Source organism: Winogradskyella ludwigii (genome assembly GCF_013403985.1).
GTDB classification, from domain to species: domain Bacteria; phylum Bacteroidota; class Bacteroidia; order Flavobacteriales; family Flavobacteriaceae; genus Winogradskyella; species Winogradskyella ludwigii.
The window spans coordinates 296,705-312,384 of sequence record NZ_JABFDF010000006.1; the positions used below are offsets into that span (position 1 = coordinate 296,705).

A 15,680-nucleotide genomic window follows, 5' to 3' on the forward strand; every position below is an offset into this window, starting at 1 on the left:
TTATTTTTGAACCATAACTTCAGTAGGTATGAGTGTTATTTATATTTTATTATCAGTTAGCGTCGTTGTTGGCGTGACCTTCTTTGTCATTTTTATAATGGCTGTAAGATCTGGTCAATATGATGATGACTATACTCCATCCGTACGTATGCTGTTTGAAGACGAACTCGTAAAAGAGCCAACCAACACCACTAAACAAACTAAAACTGACTAATTATATTAAATATGGAAATGCAACAATTCTATTACGATAATAAAATCGTTAAAAAATTCCTCTACGCTACCATTCTTTGGGGAGTTGTTGGGATGCTTGTAGGCTTAATTTTAGCCTTCATGTTTTTATTCCCAAACATGACTGATGGAATCTCATGGTTAAGTTTTGGTCGATTAAGACCATTACACACCAACGCAGTCATCTTTGCCTTTGTAGGTAACGCGATTTTTGCGGGAGTCTACTATTCTACGCAACGTTTATTAAAAGCTAGAATGTTTAGTGACGCCTTAAGTAATATTAATTTTTGGGGATGGCAACTTATTATTGTTGGTGCTGCAATTACGTTACCAATGGGCTATTCAACATCTAAAGAATATGCTGAATTAGAATGGCCTTTTGATATCGCCATTGCTTTAATTTGGGTGGCTTTTGGAGTTAACTTAATTGGTACAATGCTTAGACGTCGTCAACGTCACTTATATGTTGCATTATGGTTTTACTTAGCAACATTTGTAACCGTTGCAGTACTTCATATTTTTAATAGCTTAGCATTACCTGTAAGTTTAACAGGTATGAAAAGTTATTCTGTTTATGCTGGTGTACAAGATGCCTTGGTACAATGGTGGTACGGACATAATGCAGTGGCATTTTTCTTAACGACTCCATTTTTAGGGTTAATGTATTATTTTGTTCCTAAAGCAGCCAACAGACCTGTTTATTCTTATCGCTTATCTATTGTTCACTTTTGGTCTTTAATCTTTATTTACATTTGGGCAGGACCTCACCATTTATTATATACTGCGTTACCAGAATGGGCGCAACACCTAGGTGTAGCATTCTCAATAATGTTATTAATGCCTTCTTGGGGTGGAATGATAAACGGATTATTAACCTTGCGTGGTGCTTGGGATAAAGTACGTACAGATCCTGTTTTAAAATTTATGGTTGTTGCAATTACCGGATATGGTATGGCAACATTTGAAGGCCCAATGCTTTCACTTAAAAACGTAAATGCCATTGCTCACTTTACGGATTGGATTATTGCTCACGTACATGTAGGTGCTTTAGCTTGGAATGGTTTCCTTGCCTTTGGTATGATTTACTATCTAATTCCAAAACTATTTAAAACAAAATTATTTTCTATAGGCTTAGCCAATGTTCATTTTTGGATAGGGACTTTAGGTATCATGCTATATGCATTACCTATGTATGTTGCAGGTTTCCAACAAGCAAGTATGTGGAAACAATTTAATCCAGATGGTACATTGTTTTATGGAAACTTCTTAGAAACGGTTACTGAAATTATGCCAATGTATTGGATGCGTGCTATTGGTGGTACATTGTACATATCAGGTATGTTAATATTAGTTGTTAACGTAATTCTAACTGTAGTTACATCTAAACATCGAGTAACAGATGAGTTAGCAGAAGCACCAGCTTTAAAACGTGTATCTAAAAGTCGTGTGTCTGGAGAAGGATGGCACACTTGGTTAGAGCGTAAACCTGTTCTATTAACTATATATGCTACAATTGCTATTTTAATTGGTGGTGTTGTACAGATTATCCCAACGATAGTTGTAAAGTCTAACATACCAACCATTAGTAGTGTTAAGCCTTACACACCTTTAGAATTAGAAGGTCGAGATCTTTATATTAGAGAAGGTTGTGTAGGTTGTCACTCTCAAATGGTACGTCCATTTAGATCTGAAGTAGAGCGTTATGGCGAGTATTCTAAAGCCGGCGAATTTGTTTACGATCACCCATTTCTTTGGGGAAGTAAACGTACAGGACCAGATTTACATAGAATTGGTGGAAAATATTCAGACAACTGGCACTTTAACCACATGTATGACCCTCAAGGGATCTCTACAGGATCTATTATGCCAGCTTACCAATGGTTAATTAGAGATAAGTTGGACAAATCTGATACTGAAAAGAAAATGGAAGTTATGGTTTCACTAGGTGTTCCATACACAGAAGATGAAATTGCAAATGCACAAACTGCAATGTCTGAACAAGGTACTCAAATTGAAAAAAACTTATATAACGATCCGGATTTCGTTGCCTCTTACGAAGCAGACAAAGCCGCTTCAGGTGAGGATTTCGTAGAAATGAGAGATAGAGAAATCGTTGCCCTTATTGCCTATTTACAGCGACTAGGTACCGATATTAAAGTAAAAGATATTTTAGACAAAACTGTTCAAAATTAATTTATTATGTTCAAATTTATAAAAGGCCACTTGGAAAGTATCACAGGTATTGAAATATACCCAATGATATCTCTACTAATATTCTTTACCTTCTTTGTTGTATTATTTTATTGGGTAATGACAGCAAAAAAAGACTATATATCAACCGTTAGTAACATACCATTAGACAACCAAAACGACACTGAAATATGAGACATTTAATACCATCATACATAAGAGTGCCTGTACTCTTCTTTGCTATTGCAGGACTTGTAGAGTACTTTGTAGATTCAGGAGACCAACCCGCTTTTATAGAGCAACCTATTATCTTATTATTTCTATTACTTGTACTTTTAGTACTTATAGCCATTGAAGGTATTGTGAGTTCAATGGATAATATTCTTTATCAAAGTTTAGACGAAAAAGGGAAGGAACGTTATATAGCTTCTAGAACTAAGACACCCGAGTTTAAAAAGCTTAATGCGTTTTACACAAAACTAAAAGGGAAACAAAAACCTATTGAAGAAGAAGGCGAAATTATACTAGATCATAATTATGATGGCATAAGAGAGTTAGACAATAATTTACCACCATGGTGGGTTTATTCTTTCTATATATCTATCGTTTTTGCTGTAGTTTATATGGTACGCTACCACGTATTTAATGCGGATAATCAAATTGTAGAATATGAAATTGAATATGCTGAAGCTAACGCTGCAATTGAAGAATACAAAAAAACAGCTAAAGGTTTAGTCGATTTTAATACCGTTGAACTTTTAACTGAAGCAGCAGATTTAAAGGCTGGTCAAAAAATATTTGAAACCAACTGTGTAGCTTGTCACAAAGCTGATGGTGGTGGTGGAATTGGACCAAACTTAACAGATAAACACTGGATTTTAGGTGGAGGTATTAAAAATGTATTTAAAACCGTTTCTGAAGGTGGACGTGATGGAAAAGGGATGGTTTCTTGGAAATCTGAATTAAAACCTCTTGAAATGGCACAAGTTTCTAGTTACGTTTTAAGTTTTCAAGGTACAACACCTGCTGAACCAAAAGCTGCACAAGGTGATATTTGGGAAGAAGAAGGTGCTGAAACAATAGAAAATGAAGCAACTCCAAATGAAGCTGAAACTAGTACAGAAGAAATAACAGAAGCTGCTAATACTGTGGTGTCTAATCAATAATTAGAAGTTACAAAAAAACAAAATGGAAACGCCAGAAAATGAAGTTTTTAGAGATTCAATTGGTACCATTGATGAAGATGGTAAACGTAAATGGGTATTTCCTAAAAAACCTTCAGGACCTTTATATGATAAGCGTAAACTAGTCAGTTACTTTTTAATCGCATTCTTATTTGCTGCTCCATTTATAAAGATTAATGGTAATCAATTTCTATTATTTAATATTTTAGAACGACGTTTTAACATCTTTGGATTCCCTTTTTGGCCTCAAGATTTCTATCTTTTTGTAATATCCATGTTAATAGGAGTTATTTTCATCACACTATTTACTGTTGGTTTTGGGCGTGTATTTTGTGGATGGATTTGTCCACAGACCATCTTTTTAGAAATGGTATTTAGACGTATTGAATACTGGATAGATGGCGATAGAAATAAACAAATGCGCTTGGCACGCCAAAAATGGGATGCCGAAAAAATTAAGAAACGAGTTCTTAAATGGTTTGTCTTTTTAGTGATCTCTTTTTTGATTGCTAATGTATTTTTAGCCTATTTAATTGGAGGAGATGAACTTATTAAATATATCGTAGAAGGACCTTTTGAGCATACAGGCACCCTAATTCCACTGCTTATATTTACAGCAGTATTCTATTTTATATTTGCTTGGTTTAGAGAGCAAGTTTGCATTATTGCATGTCCTTATGGACGTTTGCAAGGTGTACTTTTAGATAACAAATCTATCATTGTTGCTTACGATTATAAACGTGGTGAGGCAGAAACTGGTCGAAAAAAATTCAGAAAAAATGAAGACCGAGAAGCTTTAGGACATGGAGACTGTATCGATTGTAACCAATGTGTAAACGTTTGCCCAACCGGAATTGATATTAGAAACGGAACGCAATTAGAATGTGTTAACTGTACAGCTTGTATTGATGAGTGTGACCATATTATGGAAAGTATAAATCTTCCTAAAGGCTTAATTCGTTTTGCTAGTGAAGATGAAATTGAGAAAAAAGAGCCTTTTAAATTAACCGCTCGTATGAAAGGTTACATGGCTGTACTTACCATATTAATAGGAATGTTAGCAGGTATGTTATTACTACGTAGTGATGTTGAAGCTAGAATACTAAGATTGCCTGGACAATTATTTGAGCATAAAGAAAATGGTATTATTAGTAATGTTTACACCTTTAAACTTGTTAATAAAACTTCTGAAAATATTGAAGATTTAACCTTTAAATTAAGAGGTTGGGACGGAACTATAAACGTGGTATCAACTTCAGATACATTTAATGTAGATGCTCAAGGCATATCTGAAGGTACTTTATTTATAGAGCTTAAACAAAGTGATTTGTCTGGTGATAAAAATGATGTTATGATTGATCTTTACAGTAATGGTCAGATTATTGAAACCACATCAGTATCATTCTTAGGACCACGAAGTTTTAATTAAAAAGATAGTTCATTAAGGTTGAAAACCTAATAAATAAAAAATAAACACCTTGACTGCCGCATTAAAGCAGTTAATGCTAACATAAGGTCCTGAAATAAGTTTAGGATGACAAAATAAATTGGTTATGAAAATTAATTGGGGAACAGCCATCGTAATTGCATTCGTATGTTTTATTTCATTCATCATGTACTTTGTAATCACTATGACTACAGATAGTAAATACGGACATGATTTAGTGGTAGAAGATTATTATGGACAAGAACTACAATTTCAAAGCGAAATTGATAACCAAGAGCATGCAAAGACTTTAAAAGAAGATATTACTTGGAAAAAAACTAACGATGGTATTGTTATTACATTTCCTGAAGATAAGGATATTAACCTGGTTAAAGGAAAAGTGTTCCTATATAGACCATCTAATAAACAATTTGATTTTGAAATACCAATTTCACTATCAAACCATAATTTGCTCATACCTGACAAACGTTTATTAGATGGTCGTTGGAACATTAAAGTAGATTGGAAATATAACACAAATTCTTATCTCTATAAAACAGAAATCAATTATTAAATGTTAGTATCGGCTCTCATTCTTGGATTATTAGGGAGTCTGCACTGCGTTGGTATGTGCGGTCCAATAGCATTTATGCTGCCTGTAGATCGCTCTAATTCTTTCAGGAAAATAACCCAAATTGCTATTTACCACTTTGGTAGATTACTAGCCTACAGTATTATTGGTTTAATTTTTGGTCTTGTAGGTAAAAGTTTTTCACTTTTTGGAATTCAACAGCAACTTTCTATTATAATCGGTGTTTTAATGATTGTTATAGTGCTTTTACCTCAGCATATAATAGGGAAATACAACCTTACAAAACCACTGTACAAAGGTATTTCTAAAGTAAAATCGTCTTTAGGTAAAGCCTTAAAAAAGAAAACTGCAGATACGTTTTTAACTATTGGTTTTCTTAACGGCTTTTTACCGTGTGGCTTAGTTTACATGGCTGTGTTTGGTGCGGTTGCAACAGGTAATTTATTAGAAGGCAGTTTGTATATGGTATTATTTGGTATTGGTACTATTCCTTTAATGACTACAGCTATTTATTTAGGTAAATTTTTAAACAGCACTATAAAACAACGTATCCAGAAAGCAATTCCTGTTTTTGTTGTTGTCATTGGTATACTTTTTATTCTTCGTGGTTTAGGTTTAGGAATTCCTTACCTCTCTCCTGCTCCAATTGTAGATACTGTTTCTAGTGCTATAGAATGTCATTAAAACATAACTAATATCTTACAATGTGGTCTAATTATTGATATATTAGTTTTTAAATAATCATCAATTTACTATCTATCAAAACCATGAAAAAAATCATCGTCTCACTTCTTTTTACAGCTTCAATTTTAACAGCAACAGCACAAGATGCTAGTGTAGAACAGTCCACCTTTGGCATACAAACCGGATTATTCGGGATTTGGGGACACAATGAATCTAAACTAACCAATTCTATAGCATTACGCAGCGAACTTGGATTAGATGCTGCTATTTTCAGTGAGAATTTTTCTGGAAGTAGAGGTTTTGTATTAGTTCCAGCAATTACGGTTGAACCACGTTGGTACTACAATCTTAATAAAAGAGTATCAAAGTCTAGACGTATAGATGGTAACAGCGGTAATTTTATAGCAATTAAAACAACCTATCATCCAGATCTTGTTATTGGATCAGTTGCAGATAATCTTAATTTTATTAGTGATATTTCTATTATTCCAACTTGGGGAATTCGACGTAACGTTGGTAAACATTTTAGTTACGAAACTGGTATTGGGCTTGGGTATGTTCATTTTATAAAAGAAAAAAATGTGTATTTAAAATACAATAATGGCCTAGCTCTGAACCTACATTTAAGAATCGGTTATCGATTTTAATATTACAATACGTACATAGTCCTATTTTTACGTTTCACTTTAAATCTAAAAATATAGCATAAAAAAAACGCCAAAGAACCAACAACTTTGGCGTTTAACACGATGTATAAAAACACTAACTAAATAAACATCGATAATTATATTTTAAATGTCATTACAGGCAAAGTAGAATGGTTTGCAATATCCTCAGAAACGCTACCTTCAAAGAAATGAGATAATCCTTTTCTACCATGCGTTGGCACAGCAATAACATCTGCTCCAATAATATTAGCAAAATTTAAAATCCCTTTTTCAATAGAGTAATCTGACACTATATTAACACGTTTTATATTGTCTAAATTTCCGTCTGATTTTTTCAAAAAGTCTGCAACCACTTTATCAATTTCTACAGAACTTTTAAAGTTTCCGTCCGGAGAATTAACATAAACTAAATGCATTTTAGTGCCTAACTTATTAAAAGTAGCTTTAGCTTTAAGATAAGGTTCTACAGCTTCTTCAGAGAAATCACTAGCAAATACTGCATTTTCAAAATCCAACAGAATAGGGTTATGCTTTATCACAAGAACAGGAATATTTGCATATCTAACTACTTTTTCTGTATTAGAGCCTATTAGCACTTCTTTAATACCGCTAGAACCTTGAGAACCCATAATTATTAGGTCTGCATTGTGTTCTAGAGCAACATCATTAACTTCACTCCAAACTTTAAAATGTTTAACAACAGGTGTTACTTTAATATTTTTTAAATATGGCTTATCTAAAAAGGCTTCAAATTTTTGTTCTGCAAGTTTTAAGTAAAAAACAGCCTCTTGATTCAACGTTTCGTTAGCAGAAGAAATTATAGCATTAGAAAGTTCTAACATGTGCAATACAATAAGTTCAGATCCAAATTTCTGAGCTAAACTTGCAGCTGCTTCAAGTGCAAATTCTGAATACTCAGAGAAATCTACAGGTACAATTATTTTCTTCATCATATTTTCTTCTTATTTAGTTAATACTGTTCAAACTCTATAAACATGCATTATATTTTTATCTCTGAGTAATTATTTTAGCTTTCTGGTTTTAAATGGTCATTGAAAATAATTGTGTGTCAGGCTTTTTTCGCTGTAATAACACATCAAAAGCCATGCAAATATTTCTTATAAATGGTTTTCCCTTTTCTGTTACAATTACTTTTTTCAACCCGAATTGAAGTAAATCATCCAATTCAAATTCCTTTAATTTAATGAGTACTTCTGGCAATTCATCAAATAACAAATCATCATCTTCCCAAGATGTTTCAAAATTACACATCAGGTTAAGAATGTGTTTTCTAATCACTAAATCTTCAGCATTAAGAATGTGTCCTTTAAAAACCGGAATAATATTGTGCTCTAATAAATGGTAATATTCTTCATTAGATTTCACATTTTGAGCAAAACCATACCAACTATCACTAATAGCAGACACTCCTAAGCCAATCATGGCCTGTGTTTTAGACGCTGTATAACCCATAAAATTACGATGCAAAGTTTTATGTTCCATCGCCTTGTAAAGTGAATCGGTTTTTAAAGCGAAATGATCCATACCTATTTCTACATAACCAGCGGCTTCAAATTGTTGTTTTCCTGTTTCGTATTGTTTACGTTTAGATTCTGCAGATGGCAAATCGTTATCACTAAAACCACGCTGCCCATTTCCTTTTATCCAAGGCACATGTGCATAACTATAAAATGCAATACGATCTGGCATCAAGGCTTTAGTCTTATTGATGGTTTCTATAACATCTGCTTCTGTTTGAAATGGTAATCCAAAAATAATATCATGTCCAACAGACGTATAACCAATTTTACGCGCCAAATCTGTAGCACGTTTTACGTTTTCGAAAGGTTGAATTCTATTTATGGCTTTTTGAATGTTTAGATTATAATCCTGAACACCATAACTAACACGTCTAAAACCTAAATTATATAAGGTTTGAAGATGGGCTTCTGTGGTATTGTTTGGGTGACCTTCAAAACTAAACTCATAGTCTTCTGCCAATTCTGACGTTAATAAAAGGTTAGATATTAAAAAATCAAGGTTTTCTGGAGAGAAAAATGTTGGAGTTCCGCCACCAAGATGTAATTCTTTAATTTTTGGTTTGTGTCCTAATAATTGCACATATAAACTCCATTCTTTTAAAACCGCTTTAATATATGGAGATTCAACTTCATGACGTTTTGTAATGCGTTTATGGCAGCCGCAAAAGGTGCATAGACTTTCGCAAAACGGTAAATGAATGTAAAGACTTAAACCTTCAGACGCATTACTTTCTTCAAAAGAACGCTTTAAAGATGCTTTCCATTGTACCAAAGAAAACGAATCTAAATCCCAATAAGGAACCGTTGGATAACTCGTGTAACGAGGTCCTGAAACATTGTATTTATTAATTAACGACTGATGCATAGCTATAAATTCAAGTTCAAAATTAATAGTATGCTAGCGTTTAAAATATGATATTTGTCATATTCAATTAATCCCCTCTTGAAGACGCGGATTACCCTTGCACAAAAGCATTTATATATTTAACTTTACTAAAAAATAAAACTGCCATGAACAGCACAAAATTCTTATCATTACTTGTTATTGTAGCCTTAGTATTTACGTCTTGTAAAGACGAAAAGAAAGAAAAAGAAGTCGAAGTAGAAACGGTTGAAAACACCATTAAATATGTGGTGAAACCTGAAGCAACTTCTGTAACTTGGAAAGCTTATAAAACCACCGAAAAATTACCAGTTGGAGGTGAGTTTGCAACGTTAAATTTTGATAATAAAGAAGGAGCAACACCAGAAGAAGCTTTAAATAATTTAGAATTTTCAATTCCTATTAGTAGTTTATTTACTAAAGACGATTCTAGAGACGAAAAACTTAAAACCTCTTTCTTTGGTTCTATGTTAAATACTGAATTTTTAAAAGGAACTATTACATATAGCAATAATGCTTATGTTGCCTCTATTACTATGAATGGTGTTACAGCAGATTTACCTTTAGAAGTTAGTATTACTGACGAAAGACGTGTAAGTATGAAAGGCACCATGCAGCTAAAAGATTGGGATGCATTAGGCGCATTAGAAGCCTTAAACAAAGTATGCTTTGACCTTCATAAAGGTGCAGATGGTGTTAGTAAAACTTGGGAAGATGTTGCTATTGAAGTCAACACTTACCTAAGAGATAAATAATATCGCTTATCACTTTACCATTTGATATCATTTTAAGATATTATCAAATGCATCAATAAAAGTATGGATTGCGTTCCTGAAACATTTTTTACTTACCTAAATTGTTTCACACGTTTTACATACTTTTATTGATAGTATCTATTTTAAACTGTTTAATTTTTAATTCATTTATAGTATCACATAGATGTTTGCACAGTTACTATTAATATAAAAGCGCATGTAACGCATTTTTATTATTAACCAAACTTAAAAATTAAAACAAATTATGAAGAATCTTAAATTGATAGTACTTGCCACTACAGTTGTTTTTGCAACCGCTTGTAAAGACAACAAAAAGGATACGGAAACCATTACTAAACCCGAAATTCAAAAAGTTGACAAGATGGTAAGTTCAGAAAAAACCTTGACGATAGCCTTGGCACCAAAAAGTGGTAGCAATGTAGAGGGCCAAATTAACTTTTCTGAAAAAGATGGAAAAGTCTCTATGAATGGAACTGTTTCAGGTTTAGAAGAAGGCGAGCACGCCATTCATATTCATGAAAAAGCAGATTGTTCTGCAGCTGATGGTACATCTTCTGGAGGTCATTGGAATCCTACGAGTCAACCACATGGTGCTTGGGGAGATGAAGCAGGATACCACAAAGGAGATATTGGGAACTTAAACGCTGATGCCAATGGAAATGCGACGATTACCAAAACAACAGATGAATGGTGTATTGGATGTGGCGACACTACTAAGGATATTTTAGGAAAAGCCATTATTGTTCACCTTGGTGTAGACGATTTAAAAACACAGCCTACAGGAGCTGCTGGAGCTAGAATTGGTTGTGCTGGAATTATAGAATAAATACATTATATTTAAACCCATAAATAACAATTAATTGTTAGAAGAATTGCGGCGATTAACTTCCCCATTACTGCGAAACATTCTAAATAAATTCGCTAATAAATGGAATTAGAATTACTGGTAAAACAGTTTCAAGATAAAAACCATGTGGCTTTTGAGAAGCTCTATGGTATGTATAGTAAAAGCATACATGGAGTGGTTTACAATATTGTAAAAGATACAGCAATTGCAGACGAATTGATGCAAGATGTCTTCATAAAAGCATGGAACAAAGCAGATACTTACTCTTCAAAAAAAGGACGTTTTTTTACGTGGATTCTCAATATAGCGCGTAATGCAGCTATAGATAAAACACGTTCTAAAGCCTTTAAGCAATCTAAACAAAACCTTAATGCAGAATATTTCGTAGATATAATTGCAGGTCATGACAGTTTAGATGATAGCACAGATGCCATAGGTATAAAAAAGTTTGTAACCGAACTGGGCGAAAAATGTAAAGCAGTAATTGAACTGCTCTACTTTAAAGGTTTTACGCAAAAAGAAGCTTCGGAAGAATTACAAATGCCAATTGGCACTATTAAAACGAGAAACCGAAACTGTATTCAACAATTAAGAGATATGGTATTATAATATGGATATAAAAGCATACATAGAATCTGGTATTTTAGAGCTATACGTAGCTGGCCAACTTTCTGAAACAGAAAATCAGGAGATCTATAATCTTTTGCAACAACATCCAAAATTGTTACAAGAAGTCTTAGAAATTGAAAGCGCAGTCGTTAAATTAACCGCTGCAGTATCGCCAAGAGCGAAAGGGTTTGAATCTATTAAAGCGAGAATAGCGAATGAAACTAAAGTTATAGAATTACAACCGAGACCAACTAATTGGATAAGCTATACAGGTTGGGCAGCGTCTGTTTTATTAGCAATGGGCTTATTTTGGAGCTTAAACAAAAAAACAGATTTAGAACAGCAATTACAAACCGCTGATACTGAAAACTTGTATTTAGAAACCCAAATAGAAGATGCCAAAAGTAATTTGGCCGCAACCAAGAATTTACTTAACATAATTAGAGATAAAGATCTAATTAGTGTACCTCTTGGTGGCCAAGGTAATTTTGCATCTAGCTTTGCTAAAGTGTACTGGAACAAGGCAGATAATACCATTTACTTAGATGCAGAAGGTTTACCAAACGCACCAGAAGGTAAAGTTTGGCAAGTATGGTCCTTAACATTAAATCCGTTAGCACCTACAAGTTTAGGAACTATAGACGATTTTAATACGGACGATAATAAAATATTTACCATTGCCAATGCTAACGAAAGTCAGGCCTTTGGTATTACTTTAGAACCAGAAGGTGGTAGTGATGGACCAACTATGGATCAGCTCTACACACTTGGTGTTGTAGCTAGTGCACCTTAAGCATATTATTATATATATATTTAAAACCACCTTGTTTAAACTTGGTGTTTTTTTTGTGTTAGATATATGAGGTTATATTTAAGTTCTTTATATTATTAGGTATTCTATATATCAATTGTAAATTCAGATCTGTCTTGATATACGGAATAACTAATAAAAATTAACGATAAGTAATTATAAACAAAGGAACTATTGTTTTTTTACTTAAATCTTCTATCTTTAATAAATAACACATATAAGAGTTTTAGCAAACATTTAAATGAAGATACCGAAATCAATAGTTATAATAATTTTGATGTTATTAGTTTCTTGTAATAACAAAAACCTGAAAGAAGAACATAAGTCTGAAAATATAACTGAACACATAAACTTAAAACGAACTGAACAAGATACTTCTAAACTATTTCAAAAAATAAGACTAGTATACGGAGAAGAAAATAAAAGTTGGGAAGAATATGAGGCCTATGTTTCAAAGAAAAAAGATACTTTTTGGAATCAATGGACATTTTATAAAAATGGAATAATTGATAGCTCAAAAAGTAAATTTTACAAATTAAAAATAGAAGGAAATAAAAATGACTCAATCCTAAAAGGGGAAATTAGTTTTTATTCACCTGCCGATAGCATTCCAAACTCAAGAATTGACTCAAGAAAAATCAGCTTAAATTATGTGCAGAAAGAAAATGATTCTTTAGTTATTAAGGAAATAAAAACTGATAAAAATATTATTTACTTCGACTATAAAGATTATGAAAACTTGAGTTTTGTGGGATATATTTCTGACCTACGTTTTATAAAAATTGATTCAATGCCCGAAAAGTTATTATTGAATAGAAATTATTTTGCTATTGATACAGAAATATCGACTAATAATTATTTTGTAGAATTGTTGGAATAAAAAAACGTTTGCTAACACCGTGTATAATTAATTGCTTTTTAAGTGCCTACTTGCGAAAATTCCTGCGGAATTTTCACGGGTTCGTAAAAGTTTGCTAAATTAGTTGCTAAACCACGCAACTAATCATACACAATCACGTTGTGGTGCATTTACTCAACTAACTCAAAAGATTGAAATTAAAGAAAATATGGAACGGAATTTTGTAAAAATAGTTGAATGTTTCAATATTACTGGACTCGGACTTTTGACAGAATTGCAACATTATGAAAACGGAATTCCACCGAATACTCAAATAATTGACTCAAATACTGATGAAACTTGGATTGTAAAAAAAAGAGTTCATCACGGAATTTTAATTTTAGATAAATCCGAAAAGCATTTTGAATGCGAAACTGAATCGATGCACGTGGATAGCGTTTTCAAAACTCAATCGGAAAGGAAAATAGCTGTAGATAAAGAATTGGATAAACGAAAGAATGGTGTTTATATGTATTTAATAAAACCTGAGAAGAAAAAACAGAAATCAAAACCTGAAATCGGAACTGAATTAAAAATAAAAAAACGACACCACAACACCGTATAAAAATAATTGCGGTTTAGTGCTTAATCAAAGGTCGTTGCGTGTTTGTAACGTCTGATTTTCCTTCGGAAAATCCTCGCATACAAACCCACAACTATTCTTATACATAAACGTGGCAAACATTTGACAAAAAATTGAGAGAATACACTTATAAAGAAACTGAAATTGAACTTATTCGTCATTTACGAAATAATACGCCTGAAAAAATATGGCACAATTTCGTGTTTTATGTATTTGACTATGGGGATTATCATTTGATTTTGGAATGCGAGAGCAAGGAAGCGAAATCTCAAAATAAATACGACGAGGCTCTGATATCGGAATTGACTCGCAAAAATGAAAAGTATGTTCCTGATGAACATTCAAAGCTTGTATGCGAAAACAAACCGATTGACAACGTATATATTGTGCGAACTTATCTGCACTTCTCTGACTTTAGGAATTTTACGAAACCTGAAAAAATTGCTAATCGAATTGGACATAAAATAAAAACTTTGGTCAAAGGAAAATCAGACCCTTTAGATGAAATAATTTCAAAAACAACTGGAATTGGAGCTGAATATATTTGTCATCCGAAATCTCAAGAAGCGGAAAATGTCGATTTAAACTTTGCTAATTTAATTGACGTTGGATTACTAATTGAAATCGAGAACAAATATTTACGAGCTTTTTTGGAGAGTAATGGGTTTGGATTTCACATTTGGGAAGAAAAATACTTTTATGAAACGGAAGACTTAAAAGAGGACACTGAATTGTATGAATTTATTAAAATTGAGTAATAAAAAAAACGATTTGCTAACACCGTATATAATTTATTGCTAGTTCTAGCCTACTTACGAAAATCCTCGCGGATTTTCTATTCGGTTTTTATTTGCTAAATTAGGTGCTTAAACCACGCAACAAACCATATACAAACACCTTGTGTGCAATTTGAGGCAAATTTTGCTATTATACCAATTTTTGGTATATTTGAGCTAAATTAGTATCAAATGAACAAAAACACATCAATATCACTCGGAAATTATTTCGACCAATTCGTGCAAAGCCGAATTAGTGAAGGAAGATTTAAAAACGTCAGTGAAGTAATTCGTGCTGGATTGAGACTTTTAGAGGAAGAAGAAAGTAAAGTAATTGCTTTGAAAACTGCAATACAAGAAGGAATTGACAGCGGAATAGCTCACGATTTTGACCCAAAAAAGCATCTTGAATCTCTAAAAGCGAAAAAGCACTCGAATGGCTGAATATAAGTTGACGAACAAAGCTGTTGAGGATTTATCAAAGATTTGGGATTATACCTTCGAGGTTTGGTCGGAAAAACAAGCTGACAAATATTACGATGGACTAATTTCTGATTGTCAAGAAATTGCAGAAAATCCTCATTTAGGAAAAAACTACGAAGGAATATCAAAACAACTTCTCGGAATTAAGGTAAATCGACATATAATTTTTTACAGAACTCTGAATGAAAATTATGTAGAGATAACAAGAATACTGCACGAAAGAATGGACTTAAAGAAAAGAATAGCGGAATAAAAAACTGCACACAACACAGTGTATAATTAATTGCTTTGTTCTTGCCTACTTGTGAATATTCCTTCGGAATATTCACGGGTTCGTAAAAGTTTACTAATTTAGTTGCTGAACCACGCAACTAACCATACACAACAACGTTGCCCACAATTATGAAAATGAACTTTCCTAAAATAGGTTGACTAAAAATTAAACCATTAATTATAGTCACTTATGAAAACACAAAATGAACACTGGCGAAAAAAAAG

19 protein-coding genes are annotated in these 15,680 nt (G+C 32.8%); 17 read left to right on the forward strand and 2 right to left on the reverse strand.

Annotated features, from left to right (window positions below; translation table 11 throughout):
• Window positions 1-28 precede the first annotated feature (28 nt).
• From ccoS to HM981_RS15180, 8 genes are all read left to right on the forward strand, one after another.
• The gene (ccoS, locus tag HM981_RS15145) at window positions 29-214 is read left to right on the forward strand and encodes a cbb3-type cytochrome oxidase assembly protein CcoS (protein ID WP_179339642.1); all 186 of its coding nucleotides are present in this window, start codon (window positions 29-31) and stop codon (window positions 212-214) included.
• A gap of 11 nt (window positions 215-225) precedes the next feature.
• Window positions 226-2,424 (forward strand): cytochrome-c oxidase, cbb3-type subunit I, encoded by a 2,199-nt coding sequence (ccoN, locus tag HM981_RS15150; RefSeq protein WP_179339643.1) that lies wholly within the window; start codon window positions 226-228, stop codon window positions 2,422-2,424.
• A 6-nt stretch (window positions 2,425-2,430) separates the two neighbouring features.
• Window positions 2,431-2,616: a CcoQ/FixQ family Cbb3-type cytochrome c oxidase assembly chaperone gene (locus HM981_RS15155; RefSeq protein WP_179339644.1), complete on the forward strand. Its 186-nt coding sequence runs from the start codon at window positions 2,431-2,433 to the stop codon at window positions 2,614-2,616.
• On the forward strand, window positions 2,613-3,587 hold the full coding sequence (locus HM981_RS15160) for a cbb3-type cytochrome c oxidase N-terminal domain-containing protein (protein WP_179339645.1): 975 nt from the start codon (window positions 2,613-2,615) through the stop codon (window positions 3,585-3,587). Before HM981_RS15155 ends, HM981_RS15160 begins: the two co-directional genes overlap by 4 nt.
• A 22-nt stretch (window positions 3,588-3,609) precedes the next feature.
• Window positions 3,610-5,034 carry a cytochrome c oxidase accessory protein CcoG gene (gene ccoG, locus HM981_RS15165; RefSeq protein WP_179339646.1) on the forward strand — a complete coding sequence of 475 codons (1,425 nt, stop codon included), beginning with the start codon at window positions 3,610-3,612 and terminating at the stop codon, window positions 5,032-5,034.
• Between the two features lie 124 nt (window positions 5,035-5,158).
• The gene (locus HM981_RS15170) at window positions 5,159-5,605 is read left to right on the forward strand and encodes a FixH family protein (RefSeq protein WP_179339647.1); all 447 of its coding nucleotides are present in this window, start codon (window positions 5,159-5,161) and stop codon (window positions 5,603-5,605) included.
• A complete protein-coding gene (locus HM981_RS15175) occupies window positions 5,606-6,307 on the forward strand; it encodes a sulfite exporter TauE/SafE family protein (RefSeq protein WP_179339648.1) in 702 nt (233 codons plus the stop codon). It begins immediately after the preceding gene.
• 83 nt (window positions 6,308-6,390) lie between these two features.
• Complete coding sequence (locus HM981_RS15180; protein WP_179339649.1) at window positions 6,391-6,954, forward strand: hypothetical protein; 564 nt, start codon at window positions 6,391-6,393, stop codon at window positions 6,952-6,954.
• 137 nt (window positions 6,955-7,091) lie between these two features.
• Here the strand turns inward: HM981_RS15180 and HM981_RS15185 are convergent, their stop codons facing one another.
• Together HM981_RS15185 and hemN are read right to left on the reverse strand one after the other, a co-directional pair.
• The gene (locus tag HM981_RS15185; RefSeq protein ID WP_179339673.1) at window positions 7,092-7,925 is read right to left on the reverse strand and encodes a universal stress protein; all 834 of its coding nucleotides are present in this window, start codon (window positions 7,923-7,925) and stop codon (window positions 7,092-7,094) included.
• 91 nt (window positions 7,926-8,016) lie between these two features.
• Window positions 8,017-9,381 carry an oxygen-independent coproporphyrinogen III oxidase gene (gene hemN, locus HM981_RS15190; RefSeq protein WP_179339650.1) on the reverse strand — a complete coding sequence of 455 codons (1,365 nt, stop codon included), beginning with the start codon at window positions 9,379-9,381 and terminating at the stop codon, window positions 8,017-8,019.
• A 146-nt stretch (window positions 9,382-9,527) separates the two neighbouring features.
• Here hemN and HM981_RS15195 point away from each other — a divergent pair, with 146 nt between their 5' ends.
• The 9 genes from HM981_RS15195 (at window position 9,528) to HM981_RS15235 (ending at window position 15,435) form a co-directional block, all read left to right on the forward strand.
• The gene (locus HM981_RS15195; protein WP_179339651.1) at window positions 9,528-10,154 is read left to right on the forward strand and encodes a YceI family protein; all 627 of its coding nucleotides are present in this window, start codon (window positions 9,528-9,530) and stop codon (window positions 10,152-10,154) included.
• Window positions 10,155-10,419: 265 nt separating this feature from the next.
• Entirely contained in the window at window positions 10,420-11,001 is a 582-nt protein-coding gene (locus tag HM981_RS15200) for a superoxide dismutase family protein (protein WP_179339652.1), read from the forward strand.
• Window positions 11,002-11,103: 102 nt separating this feature from the next.
• Window positions 11,104-11,631, forward strand: a complete 528-nt coding sequence (locus HM981_RS15205) for an RNA polymerase sigma factor (protein WP_179339653.1) — start codon at window positions 11,104-11,106, stop codon at window positions 11,629-11,631.
• Between the two features lies 1 nt (window position 11,632).
• Entirely contained in the window at window positions 11,633-12,424 is a 792-nt protein-coding gene (locus HM981_RS15210) for an anti-sigma factor (protein WP_179339654.1), read from the forward strand.
• Between the two features lie 259 nt (window positions 12,425-12,683).
• Complete coding sequence (locus tag HM981_RS15215; RefSeq protein ID WP_179339655.1) at window positions 12,684-13,322, forward strand: hypothetical protein; 639 nt, start codon at window positions 12,684-12,686, stop codon at window positions 13,320-13,322.
• A gap of 103 nt (window positions 13,323-13,425) precedes the next feature.
• Window positions 13,426-13,905, forward strand: coding sequence for a hypothetical protein (locus tag HM981_RS15220; protein ID WP_179339656.1), 480 nt, complete (start codon window positions 13,426-13,428; stop codon window positions 13,903-13,905).
• 131 nt (window positions 13,906-14,036) lie between these two features.
• Entirely contained in the window at window positions 14,037-14,681 is a 645-nt protein-coding gene (locus HM981_RS15225; RefSeq protein ID WP_179339657.1) for a hypothetical protein, read from the forward strand.
• 210 nt (window positions 14,682-14,891) lie between these two features.
• The gene (locus HM981_RS15230) at window positions 14,892-15,143 is read left to right on the forward strand and encodes a type II toxin-antitoxin system ParD family antitoxin (RefSeq protein WP_042297154.1); all 252 of its coding nucleotides are present in this window, start codon (window positions 14,892-14,894) and stop codon (window positions 15,141-15,143) included.
• Window positions 15,136-15,435, forward strand: coding sequence for a type II toxin-antitoxin system RelE/ParE family toxin (locus HM981_RS15235; protein WP_179314848.1), 300 nt, complete (start codon window positions 15,136-15,138; stop codon window positions 15,433-15,435). Before HM981_RS15230 ends, HM981_RS15235 begins: the two co-directional genes overlap by 8 nt.
• Window positions 15,436-15,680: the final 245 nt, after the last annotated feature.

Coding starts and splice junctions, on each gene's coding strand:
- ccoG (WP_179339646.1), top strand. CDS start 3,610: ATGGAAACGCCAGAAAATGAAGTTTTTAGAGATTCAATTGGTACCATT.
- ccoS (WP_179339642.1), top strand. CDS start 29: ATGAGTGTTATTTATATTTTATTATCAGTTAGCGTCGTTGTTGGCGTG.
- HM981_RS15215 (WP_179339655.1), top strand. CDS start 12,684: ATGAAGATACCGAAATCAATAGTTATAATAATTTTGATGTTATTAGTT.
- HM981_RS15160 (WP_179339645.1), top strand. CDS start 2,613: ATGAGACATTTAATACCATCATACATAAGAGTGCCTGTACTCTTCTTT.
- HM981_RS15180 (WP_179339649.1), top strand. CDS start 6,391: ATGAAAAAAATCATCGTCTCACTTCTTTTTACAGCTTCAATTTTAACA.
- HM981_RS15210 (WP_179339654.1), top strand. CDS start 11,633: ATGGATATAAAAGCATACATAGAATCTGGTATTTTAGAGCTATACGTA.
- HM981_RS15175 (WP_179339648.1), top strand. CDS start 5,606: ATGTTAGTATCGGCTCTCATTCTTGGATTATTAGGGAGTCTGCACTGC.
- HM981_RS15235 (WP_179314848.1), top strand. CDS start 15,136: ATGGCTGAATATAAGTTGACGAACAAAGCTGTTGAGGATTTATCAAAG.
- HM981_RS15170 (WP_179339647.1), top strand. CDS start 5,159: ATGAAAATTAATTGGGGAACAGCCATCGTAATTGCATTCGTATGTTTT.
- HM981_RS15200 (WP_179339652.1), top strand. CDS start 10,420: ATGAAGAATCTTAAATTGATAGTACTTGCCACTACAGTTGTTTTTGCA.
- HM981_RS15230 (WP_042297154.1), top strand. CDS start 14,892: ATGAACAAAAACACATCAATATCACTCGGAAATTATTTCGACCAATTC.
- HM981_RS15155 (WP_179339644.1), top strand. CDS start 2,431: ATGTTCAAATTTATAAAAGGCCACTTGGAAAGTATCACAGGTATTGAA.
- HM981_RS15185 (WP_179339673.1), bottom strand. CDS start 7,925: ATGAAGAAAATAATTGTACCTGTAGATTTCTCTGAGTATTCAGAATTT.
- HM981_RS15195 (WP_179339651.1), top strand. CDS start 9,528: ATGAACAGCACAAAATTCTTATCATTACTTGTTATTGTAGCCTTAGTA.
- hemN (WP_179339650.1), bottom strand. CDS start 9,381: ATGCATCAGTCGTTAATTAATAAATACAATGTTTCAGGACCTCGTTAC.
- HM981_RS15205 (WP_179339653.1), top strand. CDS start 11,104: ATGGAATTAGAATTACTGGTAAAACAGTTTCAAGATAAAAACCATGTG.
- ccoN (WP_179339643.1), top strand. CDS start 226: ATGGAAATGCAACAATTCTATTACGATAATAAAATCGTTAAAAAATTC.